Below are 20,959 nucleotides of genomic sequence, written 5' to 3' on the forward strand. Positions count from 1 at the left end.
CAACCAATAAAGGAGCCTTCCATGGCAAGCACTGAAGAAATCCGCACCGGCCTCGCCGAGATCGTGAACGACCTCGCCGGCACTGCCGTCGAAGATGTGCAGCTCGACAAGTCGTTCGGCGACGATCTCGGCGTCGACTCCCTGTCGATGGTGGAGATCATCTACGAATGCGAGGAGCGCTTCGGCGTCGAAATCCCCGACGAAGATTCCAAGGATCTGAAGACCGTGGGTGACGCCGTCGCCTACATCGAGAACGCACAGCGCTGACCACGTGGTGGGGCGCCCACGTAGCGCCCCACCTTCCCTACTTTTCTGAGCATCCCCAAGGAGCTTGTCATGAATACCCCCACCGTCGTCGTCACTGGTCTCGGCGCCACTACCCCACTGGGCGCGGATGTCGCCTCCACGTGGGAGGGCATGCTTGCCGGGCGATCCGGTGTACACAGCTTGCAGCACGACTGGGCTACTGACCTGCCCACCACGATTGCAGCCGAAGTCGTGGGGGATCCGTCGGAGGTGCTCCCCCGCGTCGAGATGCGCAAGCTCGACCGCTCCACCCAGCTCGCGATCATCGCCGCACAGCAGGCCTGGCAGGATGCCGGCTTCGAATTCCAGCCTGACAACGCCGTCGACCGCGATCGCCTCGGCGTGTGCGCCGCGACGGGCATCGGCGGGCTCGAGACCATCATCGGGCAGTGGGACGTCCTGAAGGAGAAAGGCATCCGTCGCGTCTCCCCCTTCACGATTCCCATGCTCATGGCTAATGCTCCCGCGTCGAACATCGGGCTGCGCATCGGCGCCCGTGCCGGCGTGCACACACCGGTTTCGGCATGCGCCTCCTCCAACGAGGCCATCTCGCTGGGCATCGACATGCTCCACCTCGGACGCGCGGACGTCGTCGTCGCCGGTGGCGCCGAGGCTGTGATTCACCCGTTCGCGATGGCGGCATTCGGACAAATGCAGGCGCTGTCTCGTCGTAACGACGAGCCGACGCGCGCGTCCCGCCCCTGGGATGTCGACCGCGACGGCTTCGTCATGGCAGAAGGTGCCGCGATCCTGGTGCTAGAAACCCTGGAACACGCGCAGGCACGCGGCGCCAAAATCTACGGCACCCTCCGCGCGGCCGGCATCACCGCCGACTCGCACGACCTCGTGCAGCCTGACCCCGACGGGTACGGGCAGTCGCAGGCCATGATCAAAGGGCTGCGTGAAGCAGACCTCAGCCCCGCGGACGTGGTGCATGTGAATGCTCACGGCACCTCGACACCGCAGGGCGACATCACGGAGGCCGGCTCAATCCGCACGGCGCTCGGCGACGACACCCAGGCCGTGGTGACGTCGACGAAGTCCATGACCGGGCATCTCCTCGGCGGAGCGGGCGCCCTCGAAACGCTCGCGAGCGTACTCGCGTTGCGTCACCGCGTGGTGCCGCCGACGATCAACCTCGAGCAGGAGGAGCCGGGCCTCGGCATCGATATCGCCAAGGAAGCGCGTTCCCTTCCCGACGGCGATCTCGCCGCCGTGAATAACTCGTTCGGATTCGGCGGCCACAACGTCGCCATCGTCTGCACGAACGAACACGTCACCGACTAGGCACAAAGCCCCCGCGTCGAGCGCGGGAACGCGTCACACCACCTGGTGGAGCCAACGCACGGGAGCGTCTTCGGATGCGTGGCGGAAGTACTCGAGCTCCTCGTCCCACGGTTTGCCGAGAAGGCCGTCGAGTGCGTGGTACAAATCCCCCGACGCGGCGGCCTGCCGCAGGCGGTCTTCCGAAACGAGCATGTCGCCGTGCACGCCCACCGTCGCGCAAAATGATCCGAGGGCTGGCGTGAACATGAAGCGCTGCCCGTCGCAGCCCTTCGACGGCTCCTCAGTTACCTCGAATCGCACCCTGCCCAGACGAGCCAACGCGCTCGCGATCAATGCACCGGTGCCGGGTGCTCCCACCCAGGAGAGTTCAGCGCAGGTGGTGCCGGGTTCTGCCGGTTGGTCGATCCAAGCGAACTTCGCCGGCGCTTGCGTAGCACCAGCTACTGTCCACTCGACGTGAGGGCGCAGCGCGGCCGGCGTCGAGTGGATGAAGACCATGCCTCGCGCCTGCGGTGTCGTCGATGCGTTCACTTGTACCTCCTGGTCGGCCTTGATTGCCTTCCCCTGCGATCACGAATCGACCAGGTGCCTTCATCTTGCCCCACAGCTCCGCATGAAACAAGCCGCGACGGCCCGCCAGCGATCCCACTCGTTTTTCCCAAACTGAGTTGACGAGCCTGCCGGATCGGACATAGTTAAGAGCATGAGACTTCCACTGGACTTCGTGATCAAGCGCCGCGACGCCATCTCGCAGGTGCGCGCAACATCCTCCGGCGTGTACTGGCTCGCGAGCATCGCCGATCAGGATGGGCGCACTACGGTTCGCCGGTGGCGCGATGGCGAGACCGTCGACCTCACGCCCGAGGCGAGCGTCCGCACCCGCGTGATGGAGTACGGCGGCGGCGCATACGACGCCGAGCACGACGCCGTCGTCTACAACGACGATCGCACCAACCAGGTGTTTCTCCTCGACGAGCACGGCACTCGCCCGCTCACGCCCGAGCAGCATCGATACTTCTACGCTGGCCTGCACGTGCAGCTGGCTGATGGGGTTGTCGTCGCGGTGCGGGAAGATCACGACGCGCCGGACGAGCCGCGCACGGAGGTCGTCGCGCTGCCCCTCGACGAGGTCTCTGAGGGCATCGTCGTCGCTACGGGCGCCGACTTCTACGCGGGGCCGCGAATCCGCAACCGCGTCGTCGCATGGCAGCAGTGGGATCACCCCAACATGGGCTGGGATACGTCGTCGATCTGGACGAAGAACCTCGACGACGACGAGCCAGCCCGCGAGGTGTATGCATCCGACGGGGTGAGCGCACAGCGTCCGATGTGGCTGGCTGCAGGAAAGCTTGCGTACACCTCCGACGAGTCGGGGTTCTGGAACTGGCACGTCGTGGAAGGCGATCATCGCGCAACGTTCGCGGGCGATCACGACTGCGATACGCCGATCTGGGTGCTCGACAGGCCTGCGGCGTGCGCCGTCGGACCTGACCTGGTAGCCACCATCGAAATCGTCGATGGCTACGGGCGACTCGCGATGTGGCAGCCCTCCACCGGGGGCGTGACCTACCCGTTGCGCAGCACCGTCTGGATCGAATCCGTTGCCACCTTCGACGACAATCTCTACGCAGTTGCGGAATGGGCCGACCGCCCCGCAACGCTCGTGGCCATCTCTCCGACGGGCACCGTGGACGAACTCGCCGGTGCCGGCGAGGCGCCCTGCGTGGCGAAGATGGCCGCACGCAAGGCCGGCGAGGCGCACTACTGGTTCGCGGCCCCTCCAGGCGTCGAGCGTCCGCCGCTCATCGTGAAGACCCACGGAGGGCCGACGGCGCAAGCCACCGCCGGGTACAGCGAGGAAATGCAGTTCTGGCTCTCACGCGGCTTCGCCGTCGCAGATGTGAACTACCGCGGATCCACCGGTTTCGGGAGGGCCTACCGCGACGCGCTGCGCGGCAAGTGGGGCGTGGCCGACGTCGAGGATGTCGTGGCGGCGGTGCGCGATCTGAGCGAGGCCGGCCTCGTCGACCCCGACCGCGTCGCCATCAAGGGTGGCTCCGCAGGCGGCTACACCACACTGCAGGCGCTCGTCACCACCGACGTGTTCAGCGCCGGGCTCTCGCGCTACGGCATCGGCGATTTGGAGGCGCTCGTCAGCGACACCCACAAGTTCGAGTCGCGTTACCCCTACGGGCTCATCGGCGGTGAGTGGCCGGAGGCACGCGACCTCTACGTGGAGCGCTCCCCCATCCACCACCTCGACCAGCTCTCGACGCCGATGCTGATCATGCAAGGCCTCGAAGACAAGGTCGTGCCACCCAACCAGGCATTCCAGATGGCCGACGCGGTGCGCGAAGCCGGCAAACCACTCGCGCTGCTGACCTTCGAGAAGGAGGGGCACGGCTTCCGCACGATGGATGCGCGCTGGCGTGCGCTCGCCGCCGAGCTCAGCTTCTTGGAGCAGGTGTTCGGGCTGCCGATCAGCGACGACATCCCGTCGCTCGAGATCGAAAACCTGTAGCGACGGCGCCCGTCGCGGCCTCAGGCAGCTGGCCTGGGGCCGAAGATGGCGGTGCCGATACGTACGATGGTCGAGCCCTCAGCGATGGCGAGTTCGAAGTCGCCAGACATGCCCATGCTGAGCTGATTCCACGCACGCTCGGGAAACGCCTCACGCAGGCGGTCGCGCACCTCGCGCAGGGTTCGGAAGCAGCCGGCCACCTCGTCGCGATTGGGCGACGGCATGGCCATGGTCATGAGCCCCTGCACGTTGAGTGCCTCGAATCCGAGGAGCTGTTCGACGAAACGCTCGGACTCGCTCGGCGCGATGCCCGCCTTCTGGGGCTCGTTCGAGGTGTTCACCTGCACGAGCACAGGCAGGGTACGCCCGGCGTCGCAGAGTCGCTGGTCCAGATTTGCGGCCAGCTCAAGGGAGTCGAGGGAGTGCAGTTCCGCCACGGCCTCCACCACGAGCTTGGCCTTGTTGCGCTGCGCATGCCCGATCATCACGAAGCGGGCGCCCGGAAGCTCAGCGTGCTTGCGCGCCAGTTCTTGCAGGCGGTTCTCTCCGAACATCCGGTAGCCGCGATCCATGCACGCGCGCACCTCGTCGACCGAGCGAAACTTGGTGACGGGCATTAGCCGAATCTCCGACGGATCTCGTCCCGCAGCCTGCGCAGCGCGCGCGATCTGCGTCTCCAGTTGTTCCAGTGCAGTTGTTATGGCCATCGTGCCCCCAAGGATATGACCCCGAGCGCGGCGAGGGCAGCGAAAATGAGCGCGAGTCCGGCGTAGCGGTCTGCGACTTCCACCGGCACGCGTTCATATCCGACGGATTCGCTAATGGCGTCGTAGGTTTCGTCGAGCTGCCCAGCCGATTCTGCCGAGTACTTCTTCCCTCCGGAGAGTTTGGCGATGTCGGACAGCTCGTAGTGGTCGACGGGCACGCGCTGGCGGGTGCCGTCGTCGTCGATGACGTAGCCCTCGTCGGTGCCGTAGGCGATCGTGTAGACGGGCACTCCGCGTTCTTTCGCGGCCTTCGCCCCCGACGCGGAAGAACGCCCCATGTTGGTGGCACCGTCGGAGAGCAGCACAATGACGGCGGGCGCGCCCTTGTCTGGGTTCTTGGGGTCGGGCGGCACGAGCGCCAGGGAATCCAACCCGGTGTAGATGCCCTCGCCAATCGCAGTCGACGGCGCCATCTTCAGCGCATCGATAGCTCGGGTTGCGGCGCCGCGATCCACGGTGGGTGGGACGACGAGCTGCGCCGTGCCTGCAAACGACACCACCGCGACGTTGAACGCCTCCGGCAACGTGCCAATAAACTCCTTCGCCGATTCCTTCGCGGCAGTCATCCGCGTCGGCTTGATGTCCTCGGACTCCATCGACCACGAGACGTCGATGGCCACCACGATGGTGGCGCGGTCTCGCGGCTTGTTGGCGTAGTCCTTGGGCACGGCCCAGGCGACGATCAGCATGGCGATGCTGAGCAGCGATAGGAGCACCGCCCCGTGGCGCTTCCAGGCTGCGTCTTTAGGCAGCACCTGGTTGATGCGGTTGCGGCGTTTGGGACTACGGTTCTGCTGGCGCGTGGCCAGCAGAAGATAGAGCAGGCCGATCGCGGGCACCAACACCAGCGCGTAGAGCCGCACCGGGTACATAAACTCGAGAATCTGAGGAATCATTTCGGCCACCTCGCTGCCATCATCACCGCGCCGAGGGCCGCGACGATTGCGAATCCGAGTGAGGCGAACGCGTACTGCGCAGTGATGGGTTTTTGCACTTCCTCGTAGCCAAACGTCGATTCGAGGTTCTTGTACGCATCCTTGAGCGCCCCGGCACTGTCGGCGGTCACGGCCTTGCCGTCGGTGTCCTTGGCGATCTTGTCGAGCGCGGCCACGTCGGGTGCAACCTGCTCGCGTTTCCCGTCGAGATCGACGTAGCCGTTCTCCGTGCCGAACGCGACGGTGTAGATCGGCACTTTGGCCTGCTTCGCACGCTGAGCCGCGGCGGAGGGTTCGCCGCCGTCGGTGTTCGTCCCGTCGGAGAGCAGCACCACCATGGCGGGAGCTGGCTCTTCATCGTCGCCCACCGGGGCAAGCTTCACAGCGGCGAGGGCCTCGTCGATGGAATCGCCAATCGCAGTGCCGTCTTTAAGCTGTAGCGCTCCGATCGCGCGCGAGAGTGCGCCGCGGTCGGTGGACGGTGGCATCCGCACCGACGGCTGCCCGCTCAGCTCTACGAGCGCGACGTTGTAGCTCTCGGGCAGGCCATTGACGAACTCCTGTGCCTGCTGTTTGGCCGCGTCCAGGCGGTTGGGTGACACGTCGGTGGCCTGCATCGACTGCGACGTGTCCACCACCATCACGACGGTGGCTCGCTCCCGGCGCTCCTTCTCTGTGCCGAGCGGTTGTGCCCAGGCCAGCGCCAGGGCGACCAGCGAACACAGCGACATGGCGACGGCCACGTGGCGCGTCCAGCGCTTCTGGCCTCCGACGACTTTCCCGAGCACGCCGGTGTTCGTGAAGCGCATGGAGAAGCGCTTCTTGAGGCGCAGCAGGATGACGTAGAGCAGCACGAGCACGGGCAGCGCCAGCAGCGCCCACAGTCGTTGCGGCGATTCGAAGTCCGGCACCCAGGAGAACATCTACTTGCTCACCCCTTGCGGGGGCTGGTGGAGGAATGCAGCGGTGCGGCGGTAATTCAGCACGAATCGGGCGATGTCGGTAACCCAGTCTCGGTCGGTGCGGAGCCGAATATGTCCGGCCCCTGCGCGTCGGATGGCGGTGGCGACGCGTTCTCGCTGCGCCGCCGTCGCGGCATTCATGCGATTGCGGGCGGCCTCGTCGGAGGTGTTGATGTAGCGGGCGAAGTCTGTTTCTGGGTCGCGGATCAGCATCTCCCCCACGTCGGGGAAATCCACCTCGGCGGCGTCAAGCACCTCGATGCACAGCACCTGGTTGCGCACGCCCAGGCGGCGCAAGGCACGTTCCCAAGGTGGGGGCACGTCCGGGTCGAGTTCGTCCTCGCCCGGTGTGAGGAAGTCAGAAACCACCACGCGCATGCCCCGTCGGCGCTGCATCCGGGCGAGCTGCTCGATGCCCTCCCCCAGTTCGAAGGTGGCTTCGAGGTTGTCTTGGACGATGGGTTCCTCCAGCATTTTGCGCAGCAGACCGTACAAGGCGGTGCGGCCGCTACGAGCAGGGATGCGCTTGACCTCGTCGGAGCGCATCATCATGCCGCCGAAGCGGTCGCCCATCTTTTGGCTCAAGAATCCGATGGTGGCGATGGCCGCAATGCCGAGGTCGCGCTTGGTGATGCCTTCGGTGCCCCAGTTCATCGACGGGGTGAGGTCGAGCAATGCCCAGATTTCGAGTTCGCGGTCGGCCATGGTGTCGCGCACGTGGGGAACGCTGGTGCGGGCGGTGACGGCCCAGTCCATCTTGCGCACGTCGTCTTGGCCGGGTTGATAGACGCGGGCATCGTTGGTGTCGGTACCCGGACCAGGCAGGAGACCCAGGTGATCGCCCTGCAGGAAGCCCTCGAGCCGACGCACGACCGTGAGCTCGATCCGTCGAAGCGCAGCCTCCGGGGCGAGCCTGTTGAGGGGGATGGTGGGGCCCGTCGGCGCGTGGAGCACCGACATCGCTGCGCCCAGCTGCCCCGGGGCCTCGAACTGTGGCTGTCCCACGGCGATTAGGCGCGTCCTGGTTCGCGAGTGGGGCCCTGCGTCGCTTGTGGTTGCTGGTTGTTCCACACTGGCGTGGGGGCGGGAACCATCGCGACGATGCGCGCAACGACGTCGTCGGGGTCGACGTTGTCTGCCACCGCGTCAAAGCCCAGCACGAGACGATGTGCCATCACGTCCTTCGCCACAGCCTGCACGTCGGTGGGAAGCACGTAGTCGCGGCCATTGATGAGGGCAAGCGCCCGCGATGCGGCGACGAGTCCCAAGGTGGCTCGAGGCGAGCAGCCGATAGAAATGACCGATTCGAGGTCGGGCATGCCAAAATCCGACGGTTCGCGCGTCGCGAGCACGAGCCGCACGATGTACTCGGCCACGAGATTGTGGACGAACACGTTCGACGCCATGTCCTGCAGGTGGCGGATCAGTTCCGGATTGAGAACGCGCTGCGCGGTGGGCGGCGTGACGGACATGCGTCGGAGGATTTCGAGCTCCTCATTGCCGCGCGGGTATGGCACGTCGACTTTGACGAGGAAGCGGTCGCGCTGGGCCTCAGGCAGTGGGTAGACGCCCTCGGATTCGACGGGGTTCTGGGTGGCGATCACGATGAAGGGCTTGGGGGCCGGGTAGGTCTTGCCACCGATGGAGACCTGCTTTTCAGCCATGAGCTCGAGCATCGCGGACTGCACCTTCGCGGGCGCGCGGTTGATCTCGTCGGCGAGGACGAAGTTGACGAACACCGGCCCGAGTTCGATGTCGAATGATTCCGAGGAGGCCGAGTAGATGCGTGTGCCGACGATGTCGGAAGGCACGAGGTCGGGCGTGAACTGGACGCGCGCGAAATCGCCACCGACGACGTCCGCGAAGCTCCTCACCGCCAGTGTTTTCGCCACGCCGGGAACACCTTCCAGCAAGCAGTGGCCTTTGGCGAGCAGCGACACCATGAGCTGCTGCACCATGTGCTCTTGACCGACGATGACTCGTTGCACCTGGCTGATGGATTGCCCCAACAGTTGCGACGCTTCGGCAACGTTGGTCGGCATAGCTGCCTGTTCGTTCGGCGAACTGCTCACGCGCTTGGTCTCCTTGATCGAAAATGTACTGCCGCCACGATACCGTCCAAGGCAATCGTTCACCTGGGACGCGCTTGGCCGTTGCACTGTGCTGCTTGCAATATATGGTTCGATGGAGTCAATGAGCGACCCGCATGAAGAGCTCGGGCCCGAACCCGACGCCACCACCGAGGTGCCGCGCGAAGCACTCACTGAGCGCAGGCGCGGCGGTGCTGCGTTCCCTGAAGAACCGTTTCGAGGCCATGAGCCGCTCGACGAGGACGACCCCGTCAAGATCAACTCGTTCTGGCTCGACGCCCGCCTGGCCGTCACGCCGGCCGGAGTGGCCTACGCCGCCCACGAAGACCACTCCGACGAGGTCATGCTGCTCCTGCTCAGTGAAGGCGCGGCAGGCGATGCGGCGGCACGAGCACGCTTCTCGGGCGAGATCAATGCCATGCACATCGACACCGTCGTGGCTCGCGGCGGAGACGGCCAAGACGAAGGCCGCATGGGCGTGCGGTATCGGCCAGAGGAAGACAGCCCGCATCTGGATGACCTGCCACCAGCCGCGCCTTGGGCGGCCCTCGCGTTCGACGGATCTGCCGCAGCCGTGGCGGAGGCCCGTCGGGTGCTCAACGCCGTCGACCTGGAAACGGCCACGCCCATCAGCAAGCCGAGTGGTCCGAGCTTCCAGCTGCCCTGGATTCACCAAACAGGGGTGGGACGCACGCGAGTGTGGCCGCTCGCGTGGCCTGCACGCAAGGATCAGGCCGGTTGGATTTCCATCTTCACGTCGTGGCTGCTGATGCTGCTCATCGCTGCGCTCGGGCTTCTGCTCGCCATTCTCGTGTTCCAGAATGCCCCGCTGGTGTCTCCTCCGGCACCCATTCCGTCGCAAGCATCCGACGGTGGCAGCGGCAGCGGGTCACCCCAGTCGGGTTCTCCGACGTCGGGAGAGCCGTCCGGCCCGCCCAAGACAGACCACACCCATGAGCCCACCATGGGCGAACCCGATGAGCCGGAGTCAGATGGTGGCGGTGAACCGACGGTGAACCGGAGGCTGTAACCGCGTCGGCAATGCAAGTGGTGGGGCGTGCGGGGCTCGAACCCGCGACCCAGGGATTATGAGTCCCCTGCTCTAACCGGCTGAGCTAACGCCCCTCGTCGCGTCCAATTGAACTCGACAAGCTTAGCGAATCGCCGCCCTGTCCTGCGTGCTACGGCGCGACGGTGTCCAGCCAGCGCGCAACGCCCGCAGGTCCGTCGCACAACACGTCGGCACGTGACGCGAGCTCCGGGCGCTCGTCGGAGGTGGACACCACGACGACGCCCGTCTCACCTTGCGCCTGCCGCTGGCGGATGACGTCGAAGGCGGGAACGTCGCCCAGATCGTCGCCGACCATCGCGACGACGTCGCAGCCCACCTCCTTGATCAGCGCCCGAAGCGTGTCCCCCTTCGATATCTGGTGCGCGCGCAGTTCGAGCACTTCCTTACCCGGCTCGATGGTGAGGCTGTAACGCCGCGCGACGGCGAGCACGTCCGGTTCGATCTTGTCGAGCGTGCCGGCGGGGGCACGTCGGGTATGGACTCCCAGCGCGTGATGCTTGTCCTCGAGGTAGAGCCCCGGATACTGCTCTGCCAAACCCGCCAGATCCCGCAGCGCTGAGCGCACCGATTCCGGAGATTCGGGCACCTGCCGCCCGTCCTTGTCGAGGCGTTCCGCACCGTACTGGCCGAGCACGATCAGCTTGGACAGCAGGGCTGCGTCGAGACAGGCCAGCTCCTCTACTTCCTCGACGGGGCGGCCTGTGATGATGGCGACCTGGCCGATGCGTCCGATGAGACGCCCGAGTGCATCGCGGGCATCGGGATGGATGTACGCCTGCGTTGGGTCGGGCACTACGTCGGAGAGTGTGCCGTCGAAATCCAGTGCCACAAGGGTGGATTCGGGGTGAGCTGCTGCTGCTTGCAGAAAGGCCTTCTCGTAATCGTTGGGATGTGCAGGTGTTTCCATGCATCAAGCTTGGCATGTTTCCGGCTTCGGTAGGGTGGAGAGCGATATTAGGAGGAGCAGATGTCCGCTTCATTCGTTGTTGTCGCTAATCGTTTGCCCGTTGATCGCGTCGTTCATGATGATGGATCCGTCGACTGGCGCACGTCGCCAGGCGGGCTCGTGACGGCCTTGGAGCCCGTGATGCGCAGCAAGGGTGGCGCCTGGGTAGGTTGGCACGGAGCCCCAGATGAAACGATCGAGGGGTTCGAGCACGACGGGTATGAGATCGTTCCGGTGGTGCTTGGGCAAACCGAGTACGAGGAGTACTACGAGGGCTTCTCCAATGCGACGTTGTGGCCGCTCTACCATGACACCGTCGCGTTCCCCGAGTTCCACCGCGAGTGGTGGGACGCGTATCAGAAGGTGAACCGACGTTTCGCCGACGAGGCCGCTGCTGTCGCTGCCGAAGGTGCGACCGTGTGGGTGCAGGACTACCAGTTGCAGCTCGTGCCCCAGATGTTGCGGGAGCTCAGGCCTGATCTGAAGATCGGATTCTTCCTCCACATTCCCTTCCCACCAACCGAGATTTTTGCTCAGCTGCCGTGGCGCCGGCAGATCGTCGAAGGACTTCTCGGCGCTGACCTCGTCGGGTTCCAGGTGGAAGGCGGCGCCCAGAACTTCCTGCGGCTGGTGCGCAAACACACCGACCTCGCGGTGGAAGGCGACACGGTGCGCGTCGATGACGCCCACAGCTGCACCGCCAGGGCCTACCCCATTTCGATCGACTCGGAGGGCTTCGCTGCGCTGGCCGAATCTCCTGAAGCCGTGGAAGAAGCCGAACAGCTCCTCGACGACCTCGGGAACCCCAAGCACGTGTTCTTGGGCGTGGACCGCCTCGACTACACGAAGGGCCTCCGACAGCGCATCCGGGCCATGGGTGAGCTATTCCGCGATGAGAGGCTCGACCCGCAAGAGACGGTGTATCTGCAGGTGGCAACACCGTCGCGTGAGCGTGTGAGCGAATACATGAAGCTGCGCGACGATATCGACCTGCTGGTGGGGCGCATCAACTCCCAGACGGGCGACGTCGGGCGCGCACCCATCGTGTACATGCACCGCGGGTTCCCTCGTCAGACGATGGCGGCCATGTACCGAATCGCCGACGTCATGCTCGTCACGCCACTGCGCGACGGAATGAACCTCGTCGCCAAGGAATACGTGGCCTGCCATCCTGGCGACGGGGGCTCCCTCGTGCTGAGTGAGTTCGCCGGTGCCGCCAGCGAACTCGAGCAGGCCTACAGCGTGAACCCGTACGACCTCAACGGCATGAAGGACGTGTTCATGCGCGCACTCACTGACCCGTACGAGGAACGCGCGAAACGGATGCGGGCGTTGAAGGAACAGGTGTCGACCCACACCATCGAACGCTGGGCAGACTCCTTCCTCGGCGACCTTGCCGGGGTGTAGCAGCCCGCGTCACATTCGACTGAGCGCACACCAGATGCTGATTTCGGGCCTCCTGAGCCCTTTCCTTGAATCTAGAGTGCATCCAGTCGCGCAACATGGGTCGTATTCATAACCGGAGACAGCAAGCTCGCTGAGTGGACTCCTCGAAATCGCTGGAATTGAAAAACTCCAATCATCAAATCTCGTGGCCACACCACGTACTGCGCCAGGCAGATTGGGCAGGCCATGAGTTCACTAGCTGGGAGATGCGCTGCGGGGAGACACGTAGCAGTTCACCAGCATCATGGACTGTCAATCCAAAGGCTCGAAGCTGCGATGTAACTTCTCGTGACTGCCGGGCAGCCAAACCGGTAGCGACCTGAGCTTGCGCAGCCGCACGTTGAGCCTCTGCGAGAGCTTAAGCCGCTTGAATAGGCATTTACGCGTCATCACGACTGCAAGTCCAGCCCGTTACCTTGTGAGTACCCCCCGATCGCCGGGGGTCTGGTCGCTCGGCTGGGTATGGCTTTGTTGCCCTGCCATCAATGGTCCGGGGGGTGGTGCCGCCCGGTCGAGAGACACGCGTTGACCGCTGATAGGGACACGGCCCAGCATTGCTGAGGTCTATTCGTAACGTGGGTGCTGGCATCGGGTGTCGAGACTGCGGCCAGCGATGATGCCGACCCGAGGGGCTCATCCCTACCCATCCGCGCCACCGCCATGAATCCCGCCGACGAAAATCATGCCCACGCCGAACACCTGGAGGACCACGGATTACCAGTCAAAAAAAACTCAAACATAGCTCCACCCTCCCAGCAGCATCTGACAGGAATCAGGAATGCTGCCTGGAACTCGGAGGGCCTGCCCCAACGGCTTCCCTCTAACGTCGTCAATTACGCACGACGTTGTGCGGTTGGTCAACCTGAGCGCCGGTTAACCCGCGCAGCACTAGACCGTGGAGCGGCGATCGAGCAGCCAGATGATCGCGGCAAATATCGATGACGCCGCCAAGAACGGCGCAACCAGCCGACCAGCCCCCGAGACGAACCCTGCGGCATTGACGTCATAGCTGAACAGCAGCAGCAGGATCGCCGCGGCAATCCCCGGGATGACCAGCCAGCCGGGGACTCGTCCCCGGACGAGACCCGCCGCCAGCCCCACCATCATCACGGTCCCGCAGATCAGCGAGAGGACTGGAACAACGTCGAGATAGACAAGGAGAAAGGGGTCGAACCATCGATGGGTCTCGAATCCCCGCCCTCCACCCTGAGCGCCGAAGGCGGTCGTATAGGTAGGGAGAATCATGAGCACGACTGCAACCGCGGCGGAGAGCAACGCTACTAGAATCCCTATTGCTTTCTTCATTTCATCATTTCAGCATAAAGTGCGTGTTTGTCGCCACGATCTCCGAGTTCAAAACGACCGCTTGCTTACCCTTATAGGTGTAGTGGACGATGTTGTGACCATCCTTCGACTTACCGTAAGCGACGACAGCGTGCTTCATGGTTTTTCCGTCAATGTAAGCATCCGGGAGTTCTCCGAACAGGATCACAGTCCGACCATTGTTAAGCGCCGAATTCACGTTGGTGCTGAGCCAGTTGTACCACGCCGTTGAACTCACCTTCACGCGGATGGCTGCGTGGTATCCGATGCCATCGGCAACCGGGAGACCCATGACGCCATATCTCGTCCGTTACGGATCAAGTCCGCGAAGTCTGCACCAGAGACTGCCTTGATGTTGGTTCCAGAACAATGAGCTGCTGGGATCAAGATCTTTCCCTTGCGCGCGTGCCAGTAGCGCATCACGATCGTGGCCGCGATCCAGCCGCACCGTCCTTCCGCAGCGGTGTTGTGCAACACCGTGCAGCCGGTGATATAGCCGTAGCTCGGGATCCGGAACCTCGATCCCTGGAGAGTTCCCCGCACGCTCGGGCAACAAGCGGTTGAAAAACGCGCTGTTCTACTCCGCCTGGGTCGCCTCGCACTCGGACCCGATCTCCAAGGCCTAGTACGATCGCAAGCGCGCCGAGGGCAAGCGCCACAACACCGCCGTGATCTGCCTGGCCCGCCGCCGCTGCAACGTCATCTTCGCGATGTTCCAACACAGCACTTACTACCAGCCAACAACCACCACCCCTACACCCGAGCCAGCCACACTCGCAGCTTGACTCAGAACATAGGGATCCCCCTTACATTCAAGTAAAGAGCAGCAGATGCGAGGTTGGGAATCGGACTCGCTCCATCTCATCCATACGTGCCTGCCCCAATATGCCCAGCGGCCCGGCTAAGCTTTGTGCCTAGCCGGGCCGCTGCACTGGCTCCCCGGACTGGATTCGAACCAGTAACCCTTCGATTAACAGTCGAATGCTCTGCCGTTGAGCTACCAGGGAATGGTGGCGTAACCACGCGAGGAATAACGATAGCAGGCCTCCCGCGAGGACGCCAAACGCTGCTCAAACCAGCCCGTACTCGGCCTTCAGACGATCAGTTTCCTCTACGACCAACGCGGCCGTCATCGGATCGGTGAGACGCGCACCACCACTGGGCACAGCGAAGAACTGGAGCTGCTCGTCCGCGCCGAGCGATCGACGAACGATGATCCTCACCTCGCCGGGATCGAGGTCGTGCTGCACGGACCCTACCGTCGACGCCTGCACCCGCTCTTGGAACAGCATCGGGAGTTGTCCGGGACGCTCGAGGCTCGCCTCGTAGGCTTCACCGTGCATGTCTGTCCACCGAAAGATCCCCTTTTCGGCACGCCAGCTTCCGCGCTCTACCTCGTGCCAGCCCATGGCGACCCATTCCCCGTCGCGCTTGACCGCAATCTTATCGACGGTGCCTACGACGACCGGTTGCCCATCGGCGTCCCTGCCCTGCGCCAGAATCTTGGCCCGAGGGCCGAGGGCCGTCGCGAAGTCTTGGTCTATGCGTGCCGTCATGCAATCCATCCTGCACCATGTGGACAAAAAAGTGTTGTCCGTTGCTTGTGCAAAAGTTCCTGTGGAGAACTGAGCGCGGCGCCTGTCGAGCGTGGTTCGGTGTGTTCCATGATTACTCTGCCTGATTTCGACATGACCCCCGACGAACAACGCCTCCTGACGCTCGCCGTCGCCACCATCGAGCCGGCATATGCCCTCGTGCGCCTGGCCCCCACCAGTCTCGTGTGCTGGCAGGCCATCGTCATCGGCCTCGCCGCCGAACGCAGGCTCTGGGAAGGCAATCTCCGTCTCGTCTACAGCATCGCCTATGACGCCCACCGACGCGGCAACGGCGACTTCGAGGAGCTCTTCCAAGAGGGCTGCCTGGCCCTCCAGCGTGCGATCCGCAGATTCCGCCCCGAGCTCGGATTCCGGCTTTCCACCTACGCCCACGACTCCATCGTGCGCCACGTACGCCACCACGCCGACCCTGGCCAGTACGTCTTCGATTCCAGGCACTTCAAGCGGGTTCGCCACCTCGCCCTGGAAGACAAGGCGCCGGAGCAGGTCAGCATGGCGACGATGGCCCGTCGCGTGAATCCCGAGGTACTCGACCGGATGGCGGACCCCGTCGACGCGTACGAGGAGATCCACGAGCAGAACATGGATTTCCTCGAGCTCCTCCCCGAGCTGCACGCAGACCTGCTGCGGCGACGCTTCGGCCTCGACGGCCCCGTGTGGAGCCAGTCGGAACTCGCTGCGGACCTCGGCGTGTCCACCTCCACGATCTCGAGATGGGAGCAACGCGCACTCGAGCAAGCCCACCAACTCCTCACCGCTGACCGCATGCTCAAGGTGGCCTAATGGCCTAGCTGAGACCCACCTGCTGCAAGCGCTTCCGCGCCATCTCCAGCTCGGTGAGCTCCGCGAACTTCTGGCGATACCCCGCCTCATTCTTCGTCGGATCGGTGCGCTGCAATTTCGACTTCAAATCGTCGATCTGCCTCGACACCCGGCGAAGCTGCAGCCGCGACGAATGCACCAGGGAGTACTGCTCGTCGGGCTCGCGCCACAACGGTTCTACCAGCAGCGCGACCATCAGCTGAGCCGTATTCTCCGACGGCGCCTCCTCACGCAACCGCGTTTCCCAGTCGTCGCCGAACGGAACCCGTCGGATCAACGTCATCACCGCCACGTAGCCAGGGTGGGTGAAGTCGTCGGGCTGCACGCCGTTCCAGTCGGTGTCGAAGGTGGTCGGGTGTTGCAACATGAGCTTGAGCGCGTCGCGTTCGAGCCTCAGTGAGCGATCATTCGGATCGGGCCACCCGTCGTCCCGCGGCCGGCGAGCCGGAGGCGCTTCCTCATACGCCGGCTCGCTCTGGCGCCGACGCTGCACCTCGCGGCGGACATCGTCGACGTCCATGCCTAAGATGCCGGCAAGATCGCGCAAATACTGCCCGACGAGGGACTGGTCGCGGATCGAAGTGACGAGCTCCCCCGCTTCGCGCGCGGCCCCCAAGCGTCCTTCGGCGCGGTCGAGGTCGTAGCGTCGGGCGATGTTCTCCATCACGAATCGGTACAGCGGAATGCGCGTGGCGACGAGCTCCCGCACCGCCGCATCGCCGGACTGCATGCGCAAATCGCACGGGTCCAGCCCCGTCGGTTCCACCGCCACGTAGGTTTGGGCGACGAAGTTGTGGTCGCCCTTGAAGACCTTGAGCGCCGCAGCTTGCCCGGCGGCGTCGCCGTCGAAGGTGAAGATGACCTCGCCGTGCAGGCCATCCTGTGTGCCGAGCAGGCGCTGCAGCACGCGGGCGTGGTCGTCGCCGAACGCCGTTCCGCAGGATGCGACGGCGGTCTCCACCCCAGCGATATGGGCGGCCATCACGTCGGTGTAGCCCTCGACGATCACTGCCTGCGACCGCTTACCGATCTCTCTGCGGGCGAGATCGAGCCCGTAGAGCACCTGCGATTTCTTGTAGACGGGGGTCTCCGGCGTGTTGATGTACTTGGCGGGGAGGCGATCGTCGTCGTAAATCCGCCTGGCGCCGAACCCCAGCACCGATTGGGCGGAATCGCGGATGGGCCACAGCACTCGCCCGGCGAAAAAATCTCTGCCGAAGTCGCGGATGAGGCCGGCGGCCTTGAGCGTTTCGTCGTCGAATCCTTGTGCCCGCAACGCCTGACGCAGCGCGTAGCCGCTCTTCGGCGCATAGCCGATCTTGAAGTGCTGGGCGTGCTCGCGGGTGAAGCCACGGCCGTCGAGGAATACGCGCCCGGCAACGCCTTCCGGGGATTCCAGTTGCTGCGCGAAGAAGTCTTCGGCCGCGGCGTTGGCCTCCAAAATGCGCTTTCGCAAACCTGGCGCCTGCGCGGGTTGCCCGTCGTCTTCCATGACGAGTTCGACGCCGTAGCGGTCGGCCAACATCTGCACCGCTTCGAGGAACGAGAGGTTCTGATTGCGCTGCAGGAACGTGATGACATCTCCGCCTTCACCGCAACCAAAGCAGTAGAAGAAGCCTCGCGCAGGGGTGACGTGGAAGCTGGGCGTCTTCTCGTCGTGGAATGGGCACAGGCCCTTCAACGACCCGCTGCCGGCATTGCGCAGCATGACGTATTCGCCGATGATTTCGTCGATCCGGGCGCGCTCGCGAACCTTCGCGATGTCTTCTTCCCTGATCCGGCCAGCCACGCCTGCCATTTTAGCCGCCCCGCCAGCGACGAAGGCCACCGGTATCATGCGACAATCCTGCCCAGCGTTTCTACTCCCCTATATCGTTACGACGTCGTCCGAGGTGTCACCGTCGGCGGCATCACAGTGTTTTTGTACACCCCTGAGACAGTGATGATGACCCACAGAAGTTACACACCCGGGAGTCACCACCACTGTTCCACATCTATGTATCGCGATTGTTATTCCTCCTTTTAAGGAAAATAAATATCCAGGTTACGAGAACAACAAATATTATTATTGCTATTAATTCCCATGGATTCATGCTTCTATACCATCTCTCAGGACATGCCACGAGTTGTAGTAAGCTTTATCCCGGTACCCTGGTTGACTTGAAGCCAGTAGACACTGGTTCCAGCTACCGGTATATCTGTGTTAAAATGACACGTGAGTCTCGCTTTAGAGGAGCTGACTCGATCCAAGGCAAGGCTACTTAGAACCCCAACGCCAGAACATTGACCTCCATAATACCTATCAATTGTCCCCGGCCCACCATTATTCTGTGTAACATTAAAGAAGAATGATAGACTTCTAATTCCCCATGAAGTGCTAGCCTTACATTCCATCATAACACTTCGATAACGGCTACTACTCATCGTTCTACATCATGAAACACCCAGAGGCCTAGCTGTATTGCCTTGGTCGCCTCTCTCCAAATGCTCCAGAACTAAGGAATTCTGTCTATCGCTAAAGGAACCACTCCCATAAAAACTTGGAGCTTCTGTCCTCACGATTGACCCATCAGCAAACTCATCGATGGTTATTCGACGCCCATTGGTGTCATTTACCCTTGATGTCACTGGATACTCTCCCGGTTTTAATGAATCCGGAATACCCCCTTCTTGCATCTTCTTTTCCAATGAGCTTATAGCATCCTTTCCGACATTATTAGCCTGAAAAAAGTTTTCAGTTGAAATATTTCTGCTGGGCTAAGCCCTTCTTTATTGATAGTATCAGCTTGCGCAGTTGAGCTTACCCCTAAGCATGTGAGAGCTACTACCATACCGAAAATAAAAAAGGTATTCGTTTCACTGTTCCTCCATCTGTCATGCGCTCCATTACGCATACATGGATCATACACTAGGAGGGGGGCAAGCCGTTGAATAGTCGACGAGACTCACATGTAGTCCCGGGATGCCAGGGGCCGTGCCTCACAGGTTTTTCCCTGCGAAATGGCTGGAGTGGTGGCGATCATGGGGTATGGATCGTGAGGGATTGTCGTTGCAGGCTCGGTTTGAGGTGTCCAAGAAGTATGCTGCCGCTAACACAGCGGCGTCGAAGAAAGACAAGGGCCTGATCTTGGATCAGGTAGTCGCGGTGACTGGCTGGAACCGGGATCATGCCCGGCAGCAGCTTCGAGCCCGGCTGCGTCAACCCAAAGGGCGTGCTATCGCCACGATCGCAGTACTCGACCGGCGCCGCACCAAACCTTGTAAGTACTCCTATGATGCCCGCAAAGTACTCCAGACAGTGTGGGCTGCCAGTGGCGGGCTATGCGGGAAATACTTGGCTGCCTCGATGACTGATTGGCTCCAGCAGATGGAAGCCGAAGGCTCCCTGATCGAAGGACACGACCGCTACACCAAACAGGTTCGCGCAGAGCTGATAGCGATGTCAGCAGCCACGATTGACCGCTACCTTGCGCCGGTGAAAGCCAAGGACCCGATACGAGGGAAATCCACGACGAAGCCCGGATCCTTACTGCGTAACTCGATCATCATCCGTAAAGCCGGCGACGAGGTCGAAGCCGAGCCTGGATTCTTCGAAGTCGACACCATCACCCACTGCGGCCCTACCCTCAAAGGCGTGTTCTGCCGCAGCGTGAACTTCACCGACGTCCACACCGGCTGGGTGTTCACCCGATCAATCCGCAATAACGCCCATATCCATATTCTCTCAGCGTTCAACGCGTTCATCACCCACATCCCCTACGTGGTCACCGGCATCGACTGTGACAACGGCAGTGAGTTCATCAACCGCGACCTCATCGACTGGGCCACCCACCAAACGGTGTTCTTCACCCGTTCCCGCCCCTGCAACAGCAACGACCAAGCCACCATCGAATCGAAAAACAACCACCTCGTACGCCGCTACGGCTTCTACCACCGCTACGACATACCAGTCGAACTCGACCTACTCAACCAGCTCTGGACCCTGGTATATGACCGACTCAACTTCCTCACCTCACCAGCGGCATTCGAAAACACACCAGACAGCTGTCTGTTTCGCGGGGAAAACCATCGAAGGCACAACCCCGGCTTCGCGGGGACTCGTCAACGAGCCCCACGGTATTCCTCACCCTTGGCAGGAAGGATATCTCAGGCGTGGGTAGGCTATTGGCGCTGTCAATCGTTTGGACCAGCAGCATTGCAGAGGTCGTTACCCATCTACTGTCTCGACACATCGCCAACTGAGCAACGCCACTCACGCCCCACGTCCGATGCCGCGGGGCAGCTTCTTCGGATCCCACCCCAGCAGGCGCTGCGCCTGCTCGAATGCGAACCGATCAGTCATGCCGCTCACGTACGTCACGGCGCCACGCACCCGGTCGTCGACGCGGTGGCTCTCGGGCATCGCGTCGGGCCGCTCCATGTAGTGCTCCACCAACCCGCGCAGTACCGCCACCACAGTTTTCGACTGCGCCACGGACTCTGGGCGGGTGTAGATGCGCTCGTAGTTGAAGCGTCGCAGTTCGGCGAGCGCTTCGGCTCTGAGCGGGTCGAGCCCGACGCGGCCGGTGGTCATCGTCGTTTCGATCACACCATTGATGAAGGTGGCGAGCTGTTCCCGACGGGTACGCCCGGCCACCTCGGTAACGACGGCTGGGAGCTGATTGATATCGACGATGCCCGCGTGGATGGCGTCTTCGAGGTCGTGGGAGCAGTACGCGATGCGGTCGGCCCAACTCACCAGCTCGCCCTCGATGGTCGACGGTGCTGGCCGCGACCAGGAGTGGTTGCGGATCCCGTCGAGGGTCTCCTCGCACAGATTCAGGCTCGTCAGCATCACATCCGCACCCCAGGGGCTGTCTCTTATAC

18 protein-coding genes, 2 tRNA genes and 2 pseudogenes are annotated in these 20,959 nt (G+C 63.0%); 7 read left to right on the forward strand and 15 right to left on the reverse strand.

Annotation, left to right across the window (positions count from 1 at the left end; genetic code table 11):
* The first annotated feature begins 21 nt into the window (after positions 1–21).
* Together Q0X68_RS08830 and Q0X68_RS08835 are read left to right on the forward strand one after the other, a co-directional pair.
* Entirely contained in the window at positions 22–267 is a 246-nt protein-coding gene (locus tag Q0X68_RS08830; protein WP_297750443.1) for an acyl carrier protein, read from the forward strand.
* Between the two features lie 69 nt (positions 268–336).
* Positions 337–1,593, forward strand: a complete 1,257-nt coding sequence (locus tag Q0X68_RS08835; RefSeq protein ID WP_297750446.1) for a beta-ketoacyl synthase — start codon at positions 337–339, stop codon at positions 1,591–1,593.
* 33 nt (positions 1,594–1,626) lie between these two features.
* Here the strand turns inward: Q0X68_RS08835 and Q0X68_RS08840 are convergent, their stop codons facing one another.
* Positions 1,627–2,091 (reverse strand): DUF3145 domain-containing protein, encoded by a 465-nt coding sequence (locus tag Q0X68_RS08840; RefSeq protein ID WP_366128083.1) that lies wholly within the window; start codon positions 2,089–2,091, stop codon positions 1,627–1,629.
* Positions 2,092–2,296: 205 nt separating this feature from the next.
* Between Q0X68_RS08840 and Q0X68_RS08845 the strand changes: the two genes are divergently transcribed.
* The gene (locus Q0X68_RS08845; RefSeq protein ID WP_297750452.1) at positions 2,297–4,114 is read left to right on the forward strand and encodes a prolyl oligopeptidase family serine peptidase; all 1,818 of its coding nucleotides are present in this window, start codon (positions 2,297–2,299) and stop codon (positions 4,112–4,114) included.
* 20 nt (positions 4,115–4,134) lie between these two features.
* On the opposite strand, the gene Q0X68_RS08850 is transcribed toward Q0X68_RS08845, so the two are convergent.
* The 5 genes from Q0X68_RS08850 to Q0X68_RS08870 are packed head-to-tail and all read right to left on the reverse strand — an operon-like array spanning position 4,135 to position 8,820.
* The gene (locus Q0X68_RS08850; protein WP_297750455.1) at positions 4,135–4,821 is read right to left on the reverse strand and encodes a YggS family pyridoxal phosphate-dependent enzyme; all 687 of its coding nucleotides are present in this window, start codon (positions 4,819–4,821) and stop codon (positions 4,135–4,137) included.
* Positions 4,812–5,777 (reverse strand): VWA domain-containing protein, encoded by a 966-nt coding sequence (locus Q0X68_RS08855; RefSeq protein WP_297750458.1) that lies wholly within the window; start codon positions 5,775–5,777, stop codon positions 4,812–4,814. The genes Q0X68_RS08850 and Q0X68_RS08855 overlap by 10 nt, the downstream gene beginning before the upstream one ends.
* Entirely contained in the window at positions 5,774–6,739 is a 966-nt protein-coding gene (locus tag Q0X68_RS08860) for a VWA domain-containing protein (protein ID WP_297750461.1), read from the reverse strand. The genes Q0X68_RS08855 and Q0X68_RS08860 overlap by 4 nt, the downstream gene beginning before the upstream one ends.
* Positions 6,740–7,738 (reverse strand): DUF58 domain-containing protein, encoded by a 999-nt coding sequence (locus Q0X68_RS08865; protein ID WP_297750484.1) that lies wholly within the window; start codon positions 7,736–7,738, stop codon positions 6,740–6,742.
* 50 nt (positions 7,739–7,788) lie between these two features.
* Entirely contained in the window at positions 7,789–8,820 is a 1,032-nt protein-coding gene (locus tag Q0X68_RS08870; protein WP_297750487.1) for a MoxR family ATPase, read from the reverse strand.
* Between the two features lie 151 nt (positions 8,821–8,971).
* Between Q0X68_RS08870 and Q0X68_RS08875 the strand changes: the two genes are divergently transcribed.
* Positions 8,972–9,898 carry a hypothetical protein gene (locus tag Q0X68_RS08875; RefSeq protein WP_297750464.1) on the forward strand — a complete coding sequence of 309 codons (927 nt, stop codon included), beginning with the start codon at positions 8,972–8,974 and terminating at the stop codon, positions 9,896–9,898.
* 18 nt (positions 9,899–9,916) lie between these two features.
* Here Q0X68_RS08875 and Q0X68_RS08880 read toward each other — a convergent pair.
* Both Q0X68_RS08880 and otsB read right to left on the reverse strand, forming a co-directional pair.
* Positions 9,917–9,993, reverse strand: a tRNA-Ile gene (locus tag Q0X68_RS08880).
* Positions 9,994–10,049: 56 nt separating this feature from the next.
* Positions 10,050–10,847 carry a trehalose-phosphatase gene (otsB, locus tag Q0X68_RS08885; RefSeq protein ID WP_297750467.1) on the reverse strand — a complete coding sequence of 266 codons (798 nt, stop codon included), beginning with the start codon at positions 10,845–10,847 and terminating at the stop codon, positions 10,050–10,052.
* 60 nt (positions 10,848–10,907) lie between these two features.
* Here otsB and Q0X68_RS08890 point away from each other — a divergent pair, with 60 nt between their 5' ends.
* Complete coding sequence (locus tag Q0X68_RS08890; RefSeq protein WP_297750470.1) at positions 10,908–12,293, forward strand: trehalose-6-phosphate synthase; 1,386 nt, start codon at positions 10,908–10,910, stop codon at positions 12,291–12,293.
* 927 nt (positions 12,294–13,220) lie between these two features.
* Here the strand turns inward: Q0X68_RS08890 and Q0X68_RS08895 are convergent.
* A complete protein-coding gene (locus Q0X68_RS08895) occupies positions 13,221–13,637 on the reverse strand; it encodes a hypothetical protein (protein ID WP_108871857.1) in 417 nt (138 codons plus the stop codon).
* Between the two features lie 4 nt (positions 13,638–13,641).
* Positions 13,642–13,947, reverse strand: coding sequence for a hypothetical protein (locus Q0X68_RS08900; RefSeq protein ID WP_297750473.1), 306 nt, complete (start codon positions 13,945–13,947; stop codon positions 13,642–13,644).
* A 217-nt stretch (positions 13,948–14,164) separates the two neighbouring features.
* On the opposite strand from Q0X68_RS08900, the pseudogene Q0X68_RS08905 reads away from it, so the two are divergent.
* Positions 14,165–14,440, forward strand: a pseudogene (locus Q0X68_RS08905) (IS110 family transposase); the annotation flags it as partial.
* 147 nt (positions 14,441–14,587) lie between these two features.
* Here the strand turns inward: Q0X68_RS08905 and Q0X68_RS08910 are convergent.
* Positions 14,588–14,662: transfer RNA gene (locus Q0X68_RS08910), tRNA-Asn, on the reverse strand.
* A gap of 63 nt (positions 14,663–14,725) precedes the next feature.
* Entirely contained in the window at positions 14,726–15,211 is a 486-nt protein-coding gene (locus tag Q0X68_RS08915; protein WP_297750476.1) for a hypothetical protein, read from the reverse strand.
* Between the two features lie 108 nt (positions 15,212–15,319).
* Here Q0X68_RS08915 and Q0X68_RS08920 point away from each other — a divergent pair, with 108 nt between their 5' ends.
* A complete protein-coding gene (locus Q0X68_RS08920) occupies positions 15,320–16,054 on the forward strand; it encodes a sigma-70 family RNA polymerase sigma factor (protein WP_297750479.1) in 735 nt (244 codons plus the stop codon).
* A 4-nt stretch (positions 16,055–16,058) separates the two neighbouring features.
* Here the strand turns inward: Q0X68_RS08920 and dnaG are convergent, their stop codons facing one another.
* From dnaG to Q0X68_RS08935, 3 genes and pseudogenes are all read right to left on the reverse strand, one after another.
* Positions 16,059–17,891: a DNA primase gene (dnaG, locus tag Q0X68_RS08925; protein ID WP_297750490.1), complete on the reverse strand. Its 1,833-nt coding sequence runs from the start codon at positions 17,889–17,891 to the stop codon at positions 16,059–16,061.
* Positions 17,892–19,555: 1,664 nt separating this feature from the next.
* Positions 19,556–19,837, reverse strand: a complete 282-nt coding sequence (locus tag Q0X68_RS08930) for a hypothetical protein (RefSeq protein WP_297750481.1) — start codon at positions 19,835–19,837, stop codon at positions 19,556–19,558.
* Positions 19,838–20,345: 508 nt separating this feature from the next.
* Positions 20,346–20,959: pseudogene (locus tag Q0X68_RS08935) on the reverse strand (deoxyguanosinetriphosphate triphosphohydrolase); the annotation flags it as partial.

Origin of the sequence: uncultured Tessaracoccus sp., from assembly GCF_947286155.1 — a bacterium.
Classification (GTDB): domain Bacteria; phylum Actinomycetota; class Actinomycetes; order Propionibacteriales; family Propionibacteriaceae; genus Arachnia.